General features: G+C 73.2%; 14 protein-coding genes and 1 pseudogene. 7 read left to right on the plus strand and 8 right to left on the minus strand.

The features are described from left to right. Nucleotides 1-170 precede the first annotated feature (170 nt). Nucleotides 171-989 carry a zinc ABC transporter permease AztB gene (gene aztB, locus AB0H81_RS20390; RefSeq protein ID WP_358376529.1) on the minus strand — a complete coding sequence of 273 codons (819 nt, stop codon included), beginning with the start codon at nt 987-989 and terminating at the stop codon, nt 171-173. 144 nt (nt 990-1,133) lie between these two features. On the opposite strand from aztB, the gene aztA reads away from it, so the two are divergent. Continuing rightward, nucleotides 1,134-1,859, plus strand: coding sequence for a zinc ABC transporter ATP-binding protein AztA (aztA, locus tag AB0H81_RS20395; protein WP_358376615.1), 726 nt, complete (start codon nt 1,134-1,136; stop codon nt 1,857-1,859). 86 nt (nt 1,860-1,945) lie between these two features. On the opposite strand, the gene AB0H81_RS20400 is transcribed toward aztA, so the two are convergent. Continuing rightward, on the minus strand, nt 1,946-2,926 hold the full coding sequence (locus tag AB0H81_RS20400) for a hypothetical protein (protein WP_358376532.1): 981 nt from the start codon (nt 2,924-2,926) through the stop codon (nt 1,946-1,948). 199 nt (nt 2,927-3,125) lie between these two features. On the opposite strand from AB0H81_RS20400, the gene AB0H81_RS20405 reads away from it, so the two are divergent. The 3 genes from AB0H81_RS20405 to AB0H81_RS20415 all read left to right on the plus strand — a co-directional run bounded on the left by AB0H81_RS20405 (nt 3,126) and on the right by AB0H81_RS20415 (nt 7,156). Continuing rightward, a complete protein-coding gene (locus AB0H81_RS20405; RefSeq protein ID WP_358376535.1) occupies nt 3,126-5,231 on the plus strand; it encodes a protein kinase in 2,106 nt (701 codons plus the stop codon). A gap of 77 nt (nt 5,232-5,308) precedes the next feature. Next, a complete protein-coding gene (locus tag AB0H81_RS20410) occupies nt 5,309-6,202 on the plus strand; it encodes a diacylglycerol kinase family protein (RefSeq protein WP_358376538.1) in 894 nt (297 codons plus the stop codon). 72 nt (nt 6,203-6,274) lie between these two features. Beyond that, complete coding sequence (locus AB0H81_RS20415) at nt 6,275-7,156, plus strand: hypothetical protein (protein ID WP_358376540.1); 882 nt, start codon at nt 6,275-6,277, stop codon at nt 7,154-7,156. Here AB0H81_RS20415 and AB0H81_RS20420 read toward each other — a convergent pair whose 3' ends face one another. Next, nucleotides 7,157-7,867 carry a phosphatase PAP2 family protein gene (locus tag AB0H81_RS20420; RefSeq protein ID WP_358376543.1) on the minus strand — a complete coding sequence of 237 codons (711 nt, stop codon included), beginning with the start codon at nt 7,865-7,867 and terminating at the stop codon, nt 7,157-7,159. Next, nucleotides 7,851-8,600, minus strand: a complete 750-nt coding sequence (locus tag AB0H81_RS20425) for a phosphatase PAP2 family protein (protein WP_358376617.1) — start codon at nt 8,598-8,600, stop codon at nt 7,851-7,853. The genes AB0H81_RS20420 and AB0H81_RS20425 overlap by 17 nt, the downstream gene beginning before the upstream one ends. A 98-nt stretch (nt 8,601-8,698) precedes the next feature. Here AB0H81_RS20425 and AB0H81_RS20430 point away from each other — a divergent pair, with 98 nt between their 5' ends. The 3 genes and pseudogenes from AB0H81_RS20430 to AB0H81_RS20440 all read left to right on the plus strand — a co-directional run bounded on the left by AB0H81_RS20430 (nt 8,699) and on the right by AB0H81_RS20440 (nt 10,624). Next, nucleotides 8,699-9,589 carry a diacylglycerol kinase family protein gene (locus AB0H81_RS20430; protein ID WP_358376546.1) on the plus strand — a complete coding sequence of 297 codons (891 nt, stop codon included), beginning with the start codon at nt 8,699-8,701 and terminating at the stop codon, nt 9,587-9,589. Nucleotides 9,590-9,758: 169 nt separating this feature from the next. Further along, complete coding sequence (locus AB0H81_RS20435; RefSeq protein ID WP_358376549.1) at nt 9,759-10,199, plus strand: hypothetical protein; 441 nt, start codon at nt 9,759-9,761, stop codon at nt 10,197-10,199. A gap of 112 nt (nt 10,200-10,311) precedes the next feature. Beyond that, nucleotides 10,312-10,624: pseudogene (locus AB0H81_RS20440) on the plus strand (FCD domain-containing protein). Between the two features lie 6 nt (nt 10,625-10,630). Here the strand turns inward: AB0H81_RS20440 and AB0H81_RS20445 are convergent. The 4 genes from AB0H81_RS20445 to AB0H81_RS20460 form a co-directional block, all read right to left on the minus strand. Continuing rightward, the gene (locus tag AB0H81_RS20445; RefSeq protein WP_358376552.1) at nt 10,631-11,929 is read right to left on the minus strand and encodes a hypothetical protein; all 1,299 of its coding nucleotides are present in this window, start codon (nt 11,927-11,929) and stop codon (nt 10,631-10,633) included. Between the two features lie 44 nt (nt 11,930-11,973). Continuing rightward, complete coding sequence (locus AB0H81_RS20450) at nt 11,974-12,129, minus strand: hypothetical protein (protein WP_358376555.1); 156 nt, start codon at nt 12,127-12,129, stop codon at nt 11,974-11,976. 12 nt (nt 12,130-12,141) lie between these two features. Then, nucleotides 12,142-13,149 carry a hypothetical protein gene (locus AB0H81_RS20455; protein ID WP_358376557.1) on the minus strand — a complete coding sequence of 336 codons (1,008 nt, stop codon included), beginning with the start codon at nt 13,147-13,149 and terminating at the stop codon, nt 12,142-12,144. A gap of 555 nt (nt 13,150-13,704) precedes the next feature. Further along, nucleotides 13,705-14,631, minus strand: a complete 927-nt coding sequence (locus AB0H81_RS20460) for a LysR family transcriptional regulator (RefSeq protein WP_358376560.1) — start codon at nt 14,629-14,631, stop codon at nt 13,705-13,707. Between the last annotated feature and the right edge of the window lie 104 nt (nt 14,632-14,735).

Consider the following 14,735-nt stretch of genomic DNA (forward strand, 5'->3'; position numbering starts at 1 on the left):
CGCCTCGGCGGTCTCCTCCGCGCCCGCGACGCGGCCGTGCGGCACGGGCTCGGCCGCCGTCCGGGCGCCGCCGGCTGCCGGAGTCCGGGCGTCACCGGCCGCGCAACCGGCCAGAGCGGCGGGAACGGCCAGCGCGACCACTCCTGCGACGGCCGCCCGCATGGTGGCGCTCACGCGGATCTCCGTACGGGCGAGAGCAGCGCCGACGCGAAGAACAGCGACACCGCGACGGCGGCGATGGTGGCGCCCGCGGCGGTGCCGAGGTGCCAGGACACCACCAGCCCGGCCACCGTCGCGGCCGTGCCGATCAGCCCCGCGCCCAGCATGATGGCCGGTATCCGGCGCGCCCACAGCGCCATCGCGGCCGGCGGCGCGACGAGCAGCCCGAACACGAGCAGCGTGCCCGCGACGTGGAACGACGCGACCAGGGCGAGCGTCACCAGGCCCACCAGCAGGGCGTGCGCGAGCCGGGGCCGCATCCCCAGCGTGGCGGCCTTGCGGGGATCGAAGGCCAGCGCGACGAACATCCGGTGCCCCGCGGCGCAGACCAGGCCCGCGACGAGCAGCGCCACGCCCAGCAAGGCGAGATCCCGGTCCCGTACGGCCAGCACGTCCCCGAACAGGAATCCCGTCAGGTCCACCGCGAACGAGTCCGACCGGGAGACGACGATCACTCCCAGGGAGAGCATGCCGGCGAAGAGCAGGCCGATGCTCGTGTCGTGCGACAGCCGGGACGAGCGGCTCACGGCCGTGACGCCGGCCGCCATGACGCCCGCGCTGACCGCGGCGCCGGCGAGCGGGCTGATCCCGGCCAGGGAGGCGAGGGCCACGCCGGGGAGCATCCCGTGCGACATCGCATCCCCGAGGAACGCCATGCCGCGCAGCACGACCCAGGTGCCGGCCAGGGCGCAGACGAGGGAGACGAGGACCCCGGCCCACAACGCCTGCCGGACGAAGGAGACCTCGAAGGGGGCGATCAACCAATCCATGACTGAGGACTCTACAATGAAAACCGTTATCAGTTTCAAGTAGGAGGCGACATGACGGAACCGGACAGGTCGTGCGGGGGCGGGCCGGCGAGCGGGCCGTACGTGGTGGCGGCGGAAAGCGGGTCGTGCGGGAGCGGGCCGTTCATGGGTGCGGCGGCGAGCGGGCTGCCCCGGGGCGGCCTGGAGATCCGGGGGTTGAGCGCGGGATACGGGCGGCGGCGGGTGCTCGACGGGGTCAGCGCGCGTGTCCCGGGTGGGGCCGTCACGGCGGTGGTGGGGCCGAACGGCTCGGGGAAGTCCACGCTGCTCGCCGTCCTCGCCGGTGTGCTGCGGCCCGCGTCCGGCGCGGTGCTGGGGCGGGTCCGGCGGCCGGCGTTCGTGGTGCAGCGGAGCGCGGTCTCCGACGCCCTGCCGATCACCGTCCGGGACACCGTGGCCATGGGCCGATGGGCGCACCGGGGGCCGTGGCGGCGGCTGTCACGCCACGACTGGGCGGTCGTCGACGACTGCATGGACCGGCTCGGCGTCCTCGGCCTGGCCGGTCAGCGGCTGGGCGCCCTGTCGGGCGGGCAGCGGCAGCGGGCGCTGCTCGCGCAGGGGCTGGCGCAGGAGCCCGATCTGCTCCTGCTGGACGAGCCCGCGACGGGCCTTGACGCCGAGGCGCGGCGGGACGTCGCGGCGGCCCTCGACCGGGCGAGCGGCGACGGCGTCACCGTGGTGCAGGCGACGCACGATCCGGCGGCGGCACGCGACGCCGGCCACTGCCTGCTCCTCGACGGCGGCCACCTCGTCGCCGAGGGCCCACCCGCCCTGGTGCTCGACCAGCGCCCCCAGGAGTCCCGGCAGACAGGAACGCTCGGGCGATCCTGAGAGTGCGGGGGTGCTGGGAGTACGGCCGTCCCGGGAGTACGGCCGTCCCGGGAGTACCGCGGTACTGAGAGCCCTCGTGTGGGACGTCAGGCGGCGAGGCGGGTCGTGCCCGGGACGCGTGGTCCGCGGCGCAGCAGCCTCTGGGCGGTCTCGCGAACCCGCGGGTCGCGTACCCGGACCACGAACTCCTCCGGCGTGCCGCCGCACACCCTCGCCAGCTCGGCCGACGCCCCGAGCAGCGCGCCGATGAGCCGCCGCTGCGACGTCAGGCGCACCGGCCGCCCCGACTCGTCCGCGAGGCAGCCGTGCAGGCCCTCGTACACGTGACAGGCGATCTGCCCTGCACCGGCCGGCCGGTCAGGCCCGTCGAAGGTCACGGGGTGAGCGCCGGGATCGAGGACCCGCCGCCGGTAGTTGGGCTCGGTCCGGTCGAGCGCGGCGAGCTGCTCACCGTCCACCCAGGACACGAACAGCTCCGACACCCCCGGCACCGCCACCGGGGCGGCCGGGATGTACCCGAACCTGCTGATGTGCGCGGAGACGCCCGGAGCGAGGCCGCGTACCCGCACCCGGGTGAGGGGCACGACCGCGGGCACCCGGTGGCGCGTGAACTTGCGGTGGAGCTGCGCCGGCGCGGCGTTGGACCCCACGGCGACCACGGCGTGCCGCGACCGCATCGGCGCCGCTCCGCGGGCGGCCAGCCACGTGTCGATGGGCGAGCCCTCCACGTGCCAGTCGCCGTCGCGTCCGGTCAGCGGCAGGAAACGGCGGTCGGCCAGCACGCCCGGCCCCTGTGGGAGCAGGCCGGGATAGGTGAGGGGCATCGCCATGGGGTCGTCGCGGGTCAGCGCCGGCGAGCCGGGACCGTGCGTGACGAGCCCGTGCGGCATGGGGCTGTGCGGCATGGGGCTGTGCGCGGCAGGGCCATGTGGCATGCAGCCGTGCGTCATGGAGCCGTGCGTCATGGGGCCGCCGCAGGTGAGAACCGGCGACTCGTGAGGGTTCATGAGGTTGTCGCGGGTCAGGGCCGGCGACTTGTGATGGGTATGCGTGAAGTCGTCAAGCATGGGGTGGGAGCCGGGGTCGAGGTGGGGCGCGGGGAATGGGGCGCCGTCCGGTCACTTCTCTCCATAGTGCCTCATGCCGGAGCGTGGCACCACCTCGGGGGGCGGGTGCCCCCGCCTTCCGGGGGGAGGGCGTGCGGCTCTAGGGTGTGGATCGCCCGCACAGGGCCGCGTACATCGGGAAGGACGGGAAGGGAGCGGGATGCCGGCTTCACGCCCGCTCCGGCCGGGGGATCCCGAGCGGATCGGCCCGTACCGGATCGCTGGAGTCCTCGGCTCGGGCGGCCAGGGCATCGTCTACCGGGGCGTGCGCGACGACGACGGCGACGTCGCGATCAAGGTCGTCCACAGCCATCTCAGCCAGGACGCCGACGTGACGAAGGGTTTCCTGCGCGAGGTGGAGGCGGCGCGCCGGGTGGCGGCCTTCTGCACGGCGGCCGTGCTCGACGTCGGGACGTTCGACGGCCGGCCGTACATCGTGAGTGAGTACGTCGCCGGCGACACCCTGCAGGCGGTCGTCCGTGAGAAGGGCCCGCGGACCGCGGGCGTGCTCGACCGGCTCGCCATCTCGACGCTGACGGCGCTGGCCGCGATCCATGAGGCGGGCATCGTGCACCGCGACTTCAAGCCGGGCAACGTGCTGATGGGCCCCGAGGGCCCGATCGTCATCGACTTCGGCATCGCCAAGGCGCTGGACGCCACCACCATGGCCTCCGGCCCCGTCGGCACCCCGGCGTACATGTCGCCGGAGCAGTTCAGGGGCGAGCGGATCGGGCCGGCGTCGGACGTCTTCGCCTGGGCGGGCACGATGGTGTTCGCCGCCACCGGGCGCCCGCCGTTCCGCGGGGAGACGGTGCCGGCCATCCTCAACCAGGTCCTGAGTGGGACGCCCGACCTGACCGGCGTGCCGCCGCACCTGGTGGGACCGATCCAGGAGTGCCTGGCCAAGGACCCCGCCGCCCGGCCCACGCCCGCCGCGCTGCTGCAACGGCTGATCGGCCGTGCGGGACCGGCGGCGCCGGGCGTCCCCGTTCCGCCGCCCGCGGAGGTCCGGCCCGCGGAGGTCCGGCCCGCGGAGGTCCGGCCCGCGGAGGTCCGGCCCGCGGACATCCGGCCCGCGGACATCCGGGAGGCGCCGACCTCCCCGAGCCGGCCCAGGACGTTCAGCCGGCGGGCCCTGATCGGCGGCGCGGCGGTCACGGCCGCCGCGGCGGTCTCCGCGTTCGCCCTGCTCGGACGCCGCGACGAGCCCACCCGCCAGGTGAGCGACCGCTCCCCCGCCCCCACCGGGACGCCCTCCCCCAGCGCGACGCCGTCCGCGACGCCCACGGACCAGCCGTTCGGCACGCCTCTCACCGAGCCCGTCGCCCTCACCCGCGGCTGGGGCGCCGCGACCGCGCTCGCCGCCTCCGGCCCCTTCGTCGCCTGCGGCACCGACAAGGGGATCGTGCTCGCCTGGAACACCGGGCAGCCGGCCGCCACCCGCCTCGGCGACGGCGGCGCCTCGGTGACCGCCGTGGCCTGCGGCGAGCGCGACGGCGCGCCCGTGGTGCTCTCCGGCCACGGCGACGGCCGGATGCGGTTATGGAGCTCGACGGGCGAGAGCCTGGCCTCGCACCGCGCCACCGACCCGATCATCGGCGTAGCGGTCGCCGGCGGCCGGGTGGTCGCGGTGTCGCAGAAGTACGACAGCCTCCGTGACCTCCACAGCGTCGTCCGCCTGTGGGACGTCACCACCGGCAAGCAGATCGGCCCCGCGGTCACCGACCACTTCCAGGGGGTCGACGCCCTGGCCTTCGGCACGCTCGGCGGGCAGGACGTGCTGGTCACCGGCGACGGCAACAACCGGATCCGGGTGCGGCGGCTGTCGGACGGCAAGGTGACGCGCACGTTCACCACCGGGGAGATCGGCGGCGTCGAGCGGCTGGCCTGCGCCGAGATCGGCGGCAAGCCCGTCCTGGTCTCCACCCACCTGGACGCCACCCTCCGCGTGTACGACCTGGCGAGCGGCAAGCGCCGCAAGAAGTGGGACTTCAGCGAGAGCAGCCCCGACGACCGGGGCGTGGCCGCGCTCGCCACGGGCCGCTCCGGCGAGGCCCCCATAGCGGTCGCCGTGCACACCGGGGCGGGTGACGACGTCCTCGTCCGCGTCTGGAACCTGGACGACGGCGACGTCGTCGGCACGCTGGGGCCTGGACCGGGCGGCGCGATCCTCACCGCCACCCTGTCCGAGGCGGCGGGCCTCCCTGTGGTGACGGGCGTCACCGAGGACCGCACGCTCCGCACCTGGAACATCGGACCGGCCTGACCCGCTCCGGAGTACGGCGCTCATGGGACTCACGGAGCCGGATCGGGGTAGACGGCGCGGGTGAGAAGGGAGCACTCGTGCGCCGACTGGTGGCCATCGTCAACTCCTCGGCCGGAGGCACGGACGAGGACGTGCTGTCCGAGGTCCTGTCCGAGCTGACCCGGCACGCCGACACCGTGGAGGCCCGGATCAAGGACCCGTCCGAGCTGCCCGCCCTGCTGGGAGAGCATCCCGGGCGCGACCCCGTGGTGCTCGGCGGCGACGGGTCGCTGCACTGCCTGGTGGAGGCGCTGGCCGAACGCGGGGAGCTGGGGTCCCGCACGGTCGGGCTGGTGCCGCTGGGCACCGGCAACGACCTGGCCCGGGGGCTCGGGCTGCCGCTCGACCCCGTGGAGGCGGCCCGGGTGGCGGCCACCGGGGAGCCGCACGCGCTGGACCTGCTCCGCGACGACGACGGCGGCGTCGTGGTCAACGCGGTGCACGCCGGGATCGGGGTCGAGGCCGCCCGGACGGCCCGGCCGCTCAAGCCGTTCCTGCGCCGCTTCGCCTACGCCGCCGGCAGCGTGATCGCCGGCGTGCGCACGCGCGGCGTGCCGCTGCGGGTGGAGGTGGACGGCCAGGTGGTCGCGGACGGGCGCCGGCGCGTGCTCATGGTCGGCGTCGGCAACGGCCGCACCATCGGCGGCGGCACTCCCATCACGCCCGGCGCCAGCGCGGACGACCGGCTCGCCGACGTGATGGTGTCCTTCTCCACGGGCCCGCTGCGCCGCCTGCGCTACGGCCTGCTGCTGAAGCTGGGACGGCACACCAGCCGGACGGACGTGGTGACCGTCCGGGGTCGTCGCGTGCGGCTGTCCGGACCCTCGGTGCACGTCAACGCGGACGGCGAGCTGGCCGGCCCGTACTCCTCCCGCACCTGGACCGTCCTCCCCCACGCCTGGCGCCTGGCGCTGCCCCGCCGCCGCTCCTGACCCCCGTCGCCGGTCCTGCCCCCGCCCCGCCGCACGTCGGAAACGGTCGGCGGGGCCTCGTACCATGCGCGCATGACCACGCACGGTTTCGGGCTCACCGCCGAGGGCCCGTTCGACTTCGCCGCCTCCCTGCGTTTCGTCGAGGACTGGCCGGCCACCAGCGCGCTGCCCTCCGACGGGCGGACGCTGCGCTTCGCCTACTGCGCGGAGGCCGACTGGCTGCCGATCGGCGTGAGCGTGACGGGCGCGCCGGACGGCGTCGCCGTCGCCACGACGCGGCCGGCGGGCCCGGCGATCCGGGGCGAGGTGGCCCGCATCCTCTCGCTCGACGTGGACGGCACCGGGTTCGCCGGGCTCGGCGAGGACGACCCGGTGCTCGGCGACCTGCAGCGCCGCCGTCCCGGCCTGCGGCCGGTGTGCTTCTGGAGCCCGTGGGAGGCGGCGTGCTGGGCGGTGATCGTGCAACGCTCGTCCATGCTGATCGCGTCCCGCATCAAGCAGCGCGTCGCCGAACGGTACGGCGCGACGGTCACCGTGGACGGCCGGCCGTGCACGGCGTTCCCGCCGCCCATGACGCTGGTGGACGCCGGCGGCCTGGGCCTGCCCGCGCAGAAGGAGGAGTGGGTGCGCGGGCTGGCCCGGGCCGCGCTCGACGGCGTCCTGACCACCGCGCACCTGCGCTCGCTCGCGCCGGAGGACGCCCTGGCCGAGTTGCGCGCCCTGCCTGGCATCGGGCCGTTCTCGGCCGGTCTGATCCTGATCCGCGGGGCGGGCGCGCCCGACGCGTTCCCGGGCGACGAGCCGCGCCTGTTCGCGATCCTGCGCGAGGCGTACGGCCTGCCGGAGGACGCGCCCCCGTCCGCGTACCGGAGGCTGGCCGAGGCGTGGCGGCCCTACCGTTCCTGGGCCTCCTTCACCTTCCGGGCGTCCGCCTACGGCGTGATGGACGACTGACTACGGCGTCATGGACGACTGGGCGCCCGGCCGGAGCCTCGAGGACCGCGAGGACCGCGCCTCGGCCGGTCGCTCGCGCCGGTGCAGGATCGCGCGGGCGGCCACCACGACGCAGACGGCGCCGAGCAGCAACCCCCAGGTGATGTCGGTGAGGAAGTGCATGCCGCGGTACAGGCGGGAGAAGGCGACGGCGAGCGGGGCGGCGATCCCGATCGTCCAGACCACCACCTGGAGCGCCCGGTTGCGGATGTGCGTGGCGAGGACGAGCGCGACCCCGCAGTAGAACGCGACGGCGGCGCTGACGTGCCCCGACGGGAAGCTCGAGGTCGGCGGGGCCGGGTCGAGGTGCTCCACCGGCGGCCGGTGCCGCCCGACCACCTCGGTGACGGCCAGGAAGACGAGCGACTGGCTCCAGACGGCCACGATGAGGAAGACCGACTCGCGCCAGCGCCCGTACGCCAGCCGGAAGACGATCGCGGCGATCGCGGTGAGCGCCACGATGTACGGCGTGTCCGACAGGCTGCTGCCGAAATCGGTGAGCGAGTTCCACAACGAGGTGCGGTCGGCGGCCAGGGCCCGGCTGACCCCGGCCTCGCCGGTGGGCCAGGCGAGGATCAGCTCGCCCACGCCGTACGTCACGCCGGCCATGAGGAGCAGCGGCAGTAAAATCGTCAGCGCGTAGTACTTCACGTGCTCAGTTCTTCTGGACATGGCTCACCTTCACGTGTTCGGGTTCCACTCCCTCGGCCAGCGGCGAGGCGGCCCTGCGGCCCTGCTCACGCCGCCACGTCTCGAATCCCGCCGCGGTGGCGGCGACCACCGCGGCTCCCAGCACGATCCCGGCGACCACGTCGCTCACCCAGTGCACGCCGAGCGCGATCCTGGTGTAGCCGACCGACAGCACGAGGAACCAGGCGACCGCCCAGGCCACCACCTTCCCCCAGCGGGTCAGATGGGGCAGGAGGAGCAGGACGATCACCCCCGCGCCGAGCGTCACGTTGACCGCGTGGCCCGACGGGAAGGAGTCGCCGGGGGCGAGCGCGACGGGGTCGGGAAGGTGCGGCCTGGCCCGGGCCACGACGATCTTCAGCGCGAGGCCGAGCAGCCCGCCCACGGTCACGGTGGTGACCGCCCAGGCGGCCAGCCTCGGCGCCCCCTTGTACAGCAGCCAGGCGGCGTACGCGATCACCGCGATCCGCCACGGCCACGGCCCGAACAGGTCCGTCCACACGATGAGCACCCTGGTCACGCCGGGATGGGCCAGCGCGTACGCGTGCAGCCGTTCGGCGACTCCCGCGTCCAGCCCGTTGACCGGCATCTTGGCCACGACGAGCAGGAGGCTGAACGGGATCATGACGAGCGCCACCGCGAGGCTGGCCAGCGTCAGGCGCAGCCCCAGGCGGCGGTCACCTTCGACTCGAGCCCTCCGCTGTTGAAGCACCATGGTCACGGCCCTTTCTCGATGCGCGTGCGCGGTCGGCTACCCCGGAGGCGGCCGATGATTCCTGCCTGAAGGGCCGCGGCGCGGGTAGTGCCGGTGCCATGTCTCCCACCGTGGCGGTCGTCGCGCACCGCAAGAAGACCCTGGGCGCGGGCCTTGACCGGCTCCGCGTGCTGATCACCGAACAGAACGTCGGCGAGCTGCTCTGGTACGAGGTGCCCAAGAGCAGGAAGGCGCCGAAGCAGGTCCGCAAGGCGCTCAAGCAGGGCGCCGAGCTGGTGTTCGTCTGGGGCGGGGACGGCATGGTGCAACGCTGCGCCGACGCGATGGCCGGCTCCGGCGTGCCGATGGCGATCCTCCCGGCGGGCACCGCGAACCTGTTCGCGAACAACCTCGGCATCCCCATAGACCTGGAGGAGTCGGTGCGGATCGGCTTCCACGGCCGCCGCGAGAAGCTGGATCTAGGGGTGCTCAACGGCGAGCACTTCGCGGTGATGGCGGGCGCCGGGTTCGAGGCCGAGATGATCGCCGACGCCGACGGGCAGGCCAAGAGGCGGCTCGGCAAGCTGAGCTACGTGAAGGCGGCGGTCCGGCACGTCGGCGGGCCGCTGGTGCCGATGAAGATCAAGGTCGACGGCACGACCTGGTTCGAGGGGAAGGCGAGCTGCCTGCTGCTGGGCAACGTGAGCACGATCGCCGGCGGCGTCGACGCCTTCGACGACGCCCGGCCGGACGACGGCTGGCTGGAGGTGGGCGTCTCCACGGCCAAGGGACCGATCCAGTGGGCCCGGGTGCTCGGCAAGATGGCCGCGGGCCGTTCCGACGAGTCGCCGTTCGTCCGGATCACCCGGGCCAGGAAGGTGTCCGCCCGGTTCGGGACGCCCCTGACGTACGAGCTGGACGGCGGCGAACGCGAGCCCACCACCCGCATCAAGGCCAAGGCCGTGCCGGGAGCCCTCACCCTCTGCCTGCCGGCCCGCGAACAGACCTGAGCCCGCGCCCGGTGGCCGCCGAGGTGACATCGGACGTCGCACACGCCCGTGATTTCGGGGTCCGGTCGGCGCCTCCGCGAGGTACGTTCGCCTCAAGCCACGCGGCGAGCCCCTCCGCCTCCCTTCGCGGTCCGGCGCCGCCGCCATGTCCGTGCCTGGAGGATCCCTCGTGGCAAGAGCGCGCGGCAGCAAGCGGGGCAAGGCGGGCAAGGCGCCACCGGCGGCCGGGCCCCCGGCGGCCGCTGGACCTCCGGCCGCCGCAGGACCTCCGGCCGCGGCTGAGCCTTCGGCCGCCGCCGAGCCCGCCGCGTCCGGGAGGAGCCGGCCGGTGGTGGTCTGGGTGGCCGGGATCGCGGCCGCGGTCATCGGCACCGCGTCGGGGGTCGTGTTCACCGGCTGGTTCAACTCGCTCGGCCCGGCGACCTTCGACGGGCTCGGCGGCTCCCCTCCCGTCACCGTCGCGTACGTGGCCCTGCAGAACGACGGGCTGGACCGCGCCCTGCGGGAGCCCGTGACCGCCTCCTCACGCGGCCGTCCTCCACCAGGGGGAGGCCGGTCGCGAGCTCCGGGTACCAGGTGTGGCGGAAGCCGCGCACGCTCTCCTGGATGAGCGCGTTGGGCTGGCTCAGCGCGAGGTGCACGCAGGCCGCGAACGACACGGGCCCGGTCCAGCCGACGTCCACGAGGGCGACCCGGATCGCCGCGCGCACGCCCGCGCGCGGGTGGATCTCGCCTTCCACGAGACCATCGCCCGCGCCTCGGGCAACCCGGTGATCCACATGATGTTTCGCGATCCAGGACCTCGCGTACGGCCTGATGCTGCGCAGCCTGAGCGACCGCGAGGTCCGGGAGGCCGGCGAGCCCCTGCACACGGCCATCCTGGAGGCCGTCCTCGACCGCGACCCCGGCGAGGCCCGCGAGGCGATGCGCCGCCACCTGGACCTCGCCGAGGACTTCTACGGCCCCGACATGGACACCAGCCTGGCCGAGGTCATCCGGCACCGGCTCGCGGCGCCCCCGTCCTCGACCTCGTGACGGCCGTCAGAGCCAGGGGCTGATGACGGGGCTCAGGCCGAAGTCGGCGACCGCCGTCGCGAAGTCCTGCAGCACCATCCTGCGCCCGTCACCGGAACCGCCCGAGATGATGCCCTTGGCCATCACGCTCCCGGTGCTGGTACCGGTCTCCCAGTACGGCCGGAACACCGGGCCGCCGCTGTCGCCGGGCTGGACACCGCCGATGCCGTCGACCTGCCGGGTGTCGAACAGGTCGTCGTAGCACTCCCAGTTCCCGAAGGGGTCCTCGTCGCAGTAGGACAGCGTGCCGTCGTTGACCACCTCCCAGTTGCAGACCGCGCCGCTGCGCTGGCCGGAGTGGCACAGCCATTCGCCGTTCCAGGTGGTCTCCCACCCGCGGATGTTCTTCTGGAACTGGGCGCTCGTGTTGACGGGGTCGGGGCCCGCGCCGCCGCCGTCGTAGATCATCCCGCCCCTGGTCACCATCGCGGAGATGAGCAGCAGGTCGTGCCCCACCCGCTCCCCGTTGTCGGCGGGGACGCGGCCGATCGTGTCGCCGCCCCCGTCCTTCCAGAGCTGGCCGGGACGTCCGCAGTGGCCCGCGGTCAGGATGCCCTCCCAGGCGCCGATCCGCACCGGGAAGCCTGAGGAGCAGGTGGCGCGGTCCTCGCTGACGATGCGCGCGCCGCCCCACCACGGCGCGGCGTCGTTCTGGCGGGTGACGTGGAACTGCGGGGTGTCGCCGTGCTCGAACGTGATCGGCACGCCGCCGGTCAGCCCCGCGTAGGACTCGCGCAGCGTGCTCTCCGCCGCCTTGCCGTCGGTGCCGACGACCAGGCCCGTCCCGCCCTTCCCCACGTCGACGGAGCGGATGGCGCCGCCGGGGGTGGCGCGCATGCGTTCGCGCAGCGGCCGGGCCGCGGCCTTCAGCTCCGCCAGCGAGTACGGCGCGGACTCGACGCGCAGCGGCGCCAGGCGGCGCGCCTGGGCGACGGCCTCGCTCACCTCCCGGGGCGGCTCGCCCTTCCACCAGACCTGGACGTGGTCGTCCTCGAGGGACAACCCGGCGAAGCCCGAGTCCTTCCCGGCGGCGTCGGCCACCGCCTTGATCTTCGCGGCGGCCTTCTTCAGCGGCTCCTGCGCCATCATCCTGGCGCGCGAGGCCGTGTCGATGTAGCCGAACGGCGTGGGCTCCTTCGCGACGGGCTTGGGCCCGCCCGCGGGTCCCGGTCCGTACGCCGCTGCCGACGCCGCGGGCGCGGACAGCGCCACGGTTAAGATCGCCGCCAGGGCGGCCCCCGTCAGATGGCGTGCTCTCCAGCGCATGTCTGTCTCCCCTCGTGGATGCTCTGGACGCTTACTGCATGCGATCATGAACGGCCGGTCTTGGAGCTCGGTGGTGCCGCTCTTGCAGCGCGCTTGTGGGGCTCGCCGATGATCCGGCGCACGTCGTCCAGCACGGGGACCGCGGCCTCGCCGCTCTTCGCGCCGGCGTGGGTCACGAAGAGCAGCGAGGCGGGCGTCACGCGGGAAGGCGCTCAGCCCGTGTAGTCGGTGGCATGGGTCTCACCGGTCGGCCACAGGTATCTGGCGTGGTCGGCCGTCGAATAGTGGCTGTTGTCGTCTCCCGTACGGGCCTGGATGAGGTTGCGGCGCCAGGTGGAGCCGCGCGCCGACCCGCCCCAGATGTTGCCGTACAGGAAGCCGTAGAGCTGCTCGAGTTCGGCCGAGAAGACGTTGCCGGTGACGGTGATGTTCGTGGCGTTGTCGGTCACGCCTATGGAGAGCGCGTAACCCCAGCCCGAGACGTAGTTGTCGGTGACCGAGATGTGGTCGTACACGCCGCTGCCCTGCAGGGCCAGGGCGTTGGTGTTCCCCACGGAGGCCAGGGTGTTGTGGTGGACGATCATGGGGCCGCCGTCGCCCTCGCTCTGGGGGCCTATGCCGTCGTGGTGGTAGACGTCATGCGACGTGTCGGCCATGTCGTGGATGTAGTTGTTCGTCCAGGTGGACGGGCGGCCCGGGAAACCCGTCACCATGATCATGCCCGCGTTGCCCCAGATGTCGTTGTGGTCCATGACGGCCACGGCCTCCTTCATCGTCGTGGCCAGCTGCCAGGACTTGTCGAAGGGTGTGCCGGGCTTGGAGTGCGACGACGAGACGGTGCCGTCGTTGCCGGGAGGCATCGCGTAGGAGTTGGGCTTGAACGTCGAGTAGAGGAACTTGATGTCGTTGTCCGAGTAGATCTGGACGAGGTTGTCATCGGGGTTGGTGCCCTCGAACAGGCAGCCGACGAACGTGAGGTTGTCGCCGTAGATCAGCACCTTCAGGCCGAGGAACCGCTTGTAGGAGATGACGCTGTTGTCCGGGAACTCGAGCCGCAGCGGTTCGTCGGCGCTCATGCCCGGCGCGTGGTCGGTGAGCTTGCCCGGGTACGCGCCCAGGCCCAGCCCTCCGGCGTTGGCCGGCGTGTTGGCGTAGCCGGTGTTCGAGAAGTCCGGCCAGTAGCCGGAGCCGTCGTTGGGCCGGGCGTCGATGGCGCTCACGACCTCCTCGGCCCCGCTCGTACGTAAGTCGCCGCCGGTGACGACGCCCGTGGACAGGGCGGCGGCGAGGAACGCGAGGGCGACGGCGGCGGAGACGCAACTCCGGGCGAGCGCGCGGGTGAGCGGAAGACGGCGCCGGTCGGTCGTGTCCTGGCGATGTGCTGTCTTGATGTCGTGCTCCGATACGTTCGGTGACCGCCCGTGCCGGCCGGCGGCAGAGGCGGTGCTGCGGCACCTGATGGTGGTCCGGGAAGCCCGGTGTTACAGGTGAGTACGCATGGGGTCAAAGATCGGGTCAAAGCGTAACCAGAGGAAGGTTCGCACCACTTCCAAATGTCAGAAAACGCACCCGAACGAAGGGGCTGGGCGGTGACGGATGATGCGCACCGGTTCACCGGTATGTACGACGAATGCCGACAACGCGTATGGGCCTGCGTGGCCAGTCGCGCGGGACGGCAGGTCCGCCGGAGCGGGTGTCGGCGGTGACGACGGCCCGATGTGGTTTCACTGCCCGTCAGGAACGTGACGGCGAGAACGGAACCGGCGAGGACGGGCTCATACGGCGACGGGGAGGTCCGTGCGCAGGTGCAGGGATTCGGCGGCGTTGATGAGCATGTTCGTCGCGTGGCCGAGCAGGGGGTTCGGGTCGGTGGCGCGGCACACGGTGAAGACCCGGCGGACCTGGGAGGGGTCGCCGAGCCGGAACACGCACACGTCGTGCGACTCGATCATCGCCAGCTCCGGCACGATCGCCACCCCCAGTCCCTTGCGTACGAGCTCGAAGGGCAGGTTGTAGTCGTTGGTGCGGAACAGCACGTCGGGGTCGAAGCCGCTGGCCGCGCAGATGTGCGACAGGTTGAGTGAGGCGTCCATCCCCTTGGTGTAGGAGATCCATCGTTCGGCGGACAGTTCGCGGAACTGGATGCGCTTCCTGGCGGCCAGCCGATGGCGGGGCGGCACGAGCACGTAGAGCGGCTCCTCCATGATCAACCTCATGTTCAGGTCCTTCGGCCAGGTGTGCGGCACCATGCCGTACTCGAAGACCACGGCCAGGTCGAGCCGCCCCTCGTTCACGGCCGGGATGGTCCTGTGCGGATCGCCTTCCTCGTAGCGGATGTCCACGTTGGGGCGGTCGCGGAGGAACTCGGCCAGTACGGCGGGCACCAGCCGGAATCCGGCGGACCAGAAGCTGCCGAGCCGGAGCCTGCCCCGGTGGGCGGTGGCGAAGGAGCGCATCTCCTCCTCCGCCGCCTCGAGATCGGCCAGCAGCCTGGCGGCCTTGCGGGCCAGCTCGGCCCCCGCCGCGGTGGGCCGGATGCTGCGCGGCAGGCGCTCGAACAGCTGGACGCCCAGGGTCCGCTCCAGCGAGGAGACCTGCTGCGAGATGGCCGACGGGGTGAAGCCGAGGCGCTTGGCGGCGGTCCTGAGCGAACCGGTGGCGACCACCTCACGGATGGCCTGCAACTGGACCGGGGTGAGCATCGATCCAACTTAACAGTCCGGCGCCTAGCATCACCAGACCGCGTGCCGCTATGAGGTGACGCATGTGACTCTGCGGGTCGGCGGGCTGGTGAGATCGACAAGGA

The sequence above is a fragment of the Nonomuraea sp. NPDC050691 genome, from assembly GCF_040654455.1.
In the GTDB taxonomy this organism is placed as follows: Bacteria; Actinomycetota; Actinomycetes; order Streptosporangiales; family Streptosporangiaceae; genus Nonomuraea.

Coding starts and splice junctions, on each gene's coding strand:
- aztB (WP_358376529.1), bottom strand. CDS start 989: ATGGATTGGTTGATCGCCCCCTTCGAGGTCTCCTTCGTCCGGCAGGCG.
- aztA (WP_358376615.1), top strand. CDS start 1,134: ATGGGTGCGGCGGCGAGCGGGCTGCCCCGGGGCGGCCTGGAGATCCGG.
- AB0H81_RS20400 (WP_358376532.1), bottom strand. CDS start 2,926: ATGCTTGACGACTTCACGCATACCCATCACAAGTCGCCGGCCCTGACC.
- AB0H81_RS20405 (WP_358376535.1), top strand. CDS start 3,126: ATGCCGGCTTCACGCCCGCTCCGGCCGGGGGATCCCGAGCGGATCGGC.
- AB0H81_RS20415 (WP_358376540.1), top strand. CDS start 6,275: ATGACCACGCACGGTTTCGGGCTCACCGCCGAGGGCCCGTTCGACTTC.
- AB0H81_RS20420 (WP_358376543.1), bottom strand. CDS start 7,867: ATGTCCAGAAGAACTGAGCACGTGAAGTACTACGCGCTGACGATTTTA.
- AB0H81_RS20425 (WP_358376617.1), bottom strand. CDS start 8,600: ATGGTGCTTCAACAGCGGAGGGCTCGAGTCGAAGGTGACCGCCGCCTG.
- AB0H81_RS20430 (WP_358376546.1), top strand. CDS start 8,699: ATGTCTCCCACCGTGGCGGTCGTCGCGCACCGCAAGAAGACCCTGGGC.
- AB0H81_RS20445 (WP_358376552.1), bottom strand. CDS start 11,929: ATGCGCTGGAGAGCACGCCATCTGACGGGGGCCGCCCTGGCGGCGATC.
- AB0H81_RS20460 (WP_358376560.1), bottom strand. CDS start 14,631: ATGCTCACCCCGGTCCAGTTGCAGGCCATCCGTGAGGTGGTCGCCACC.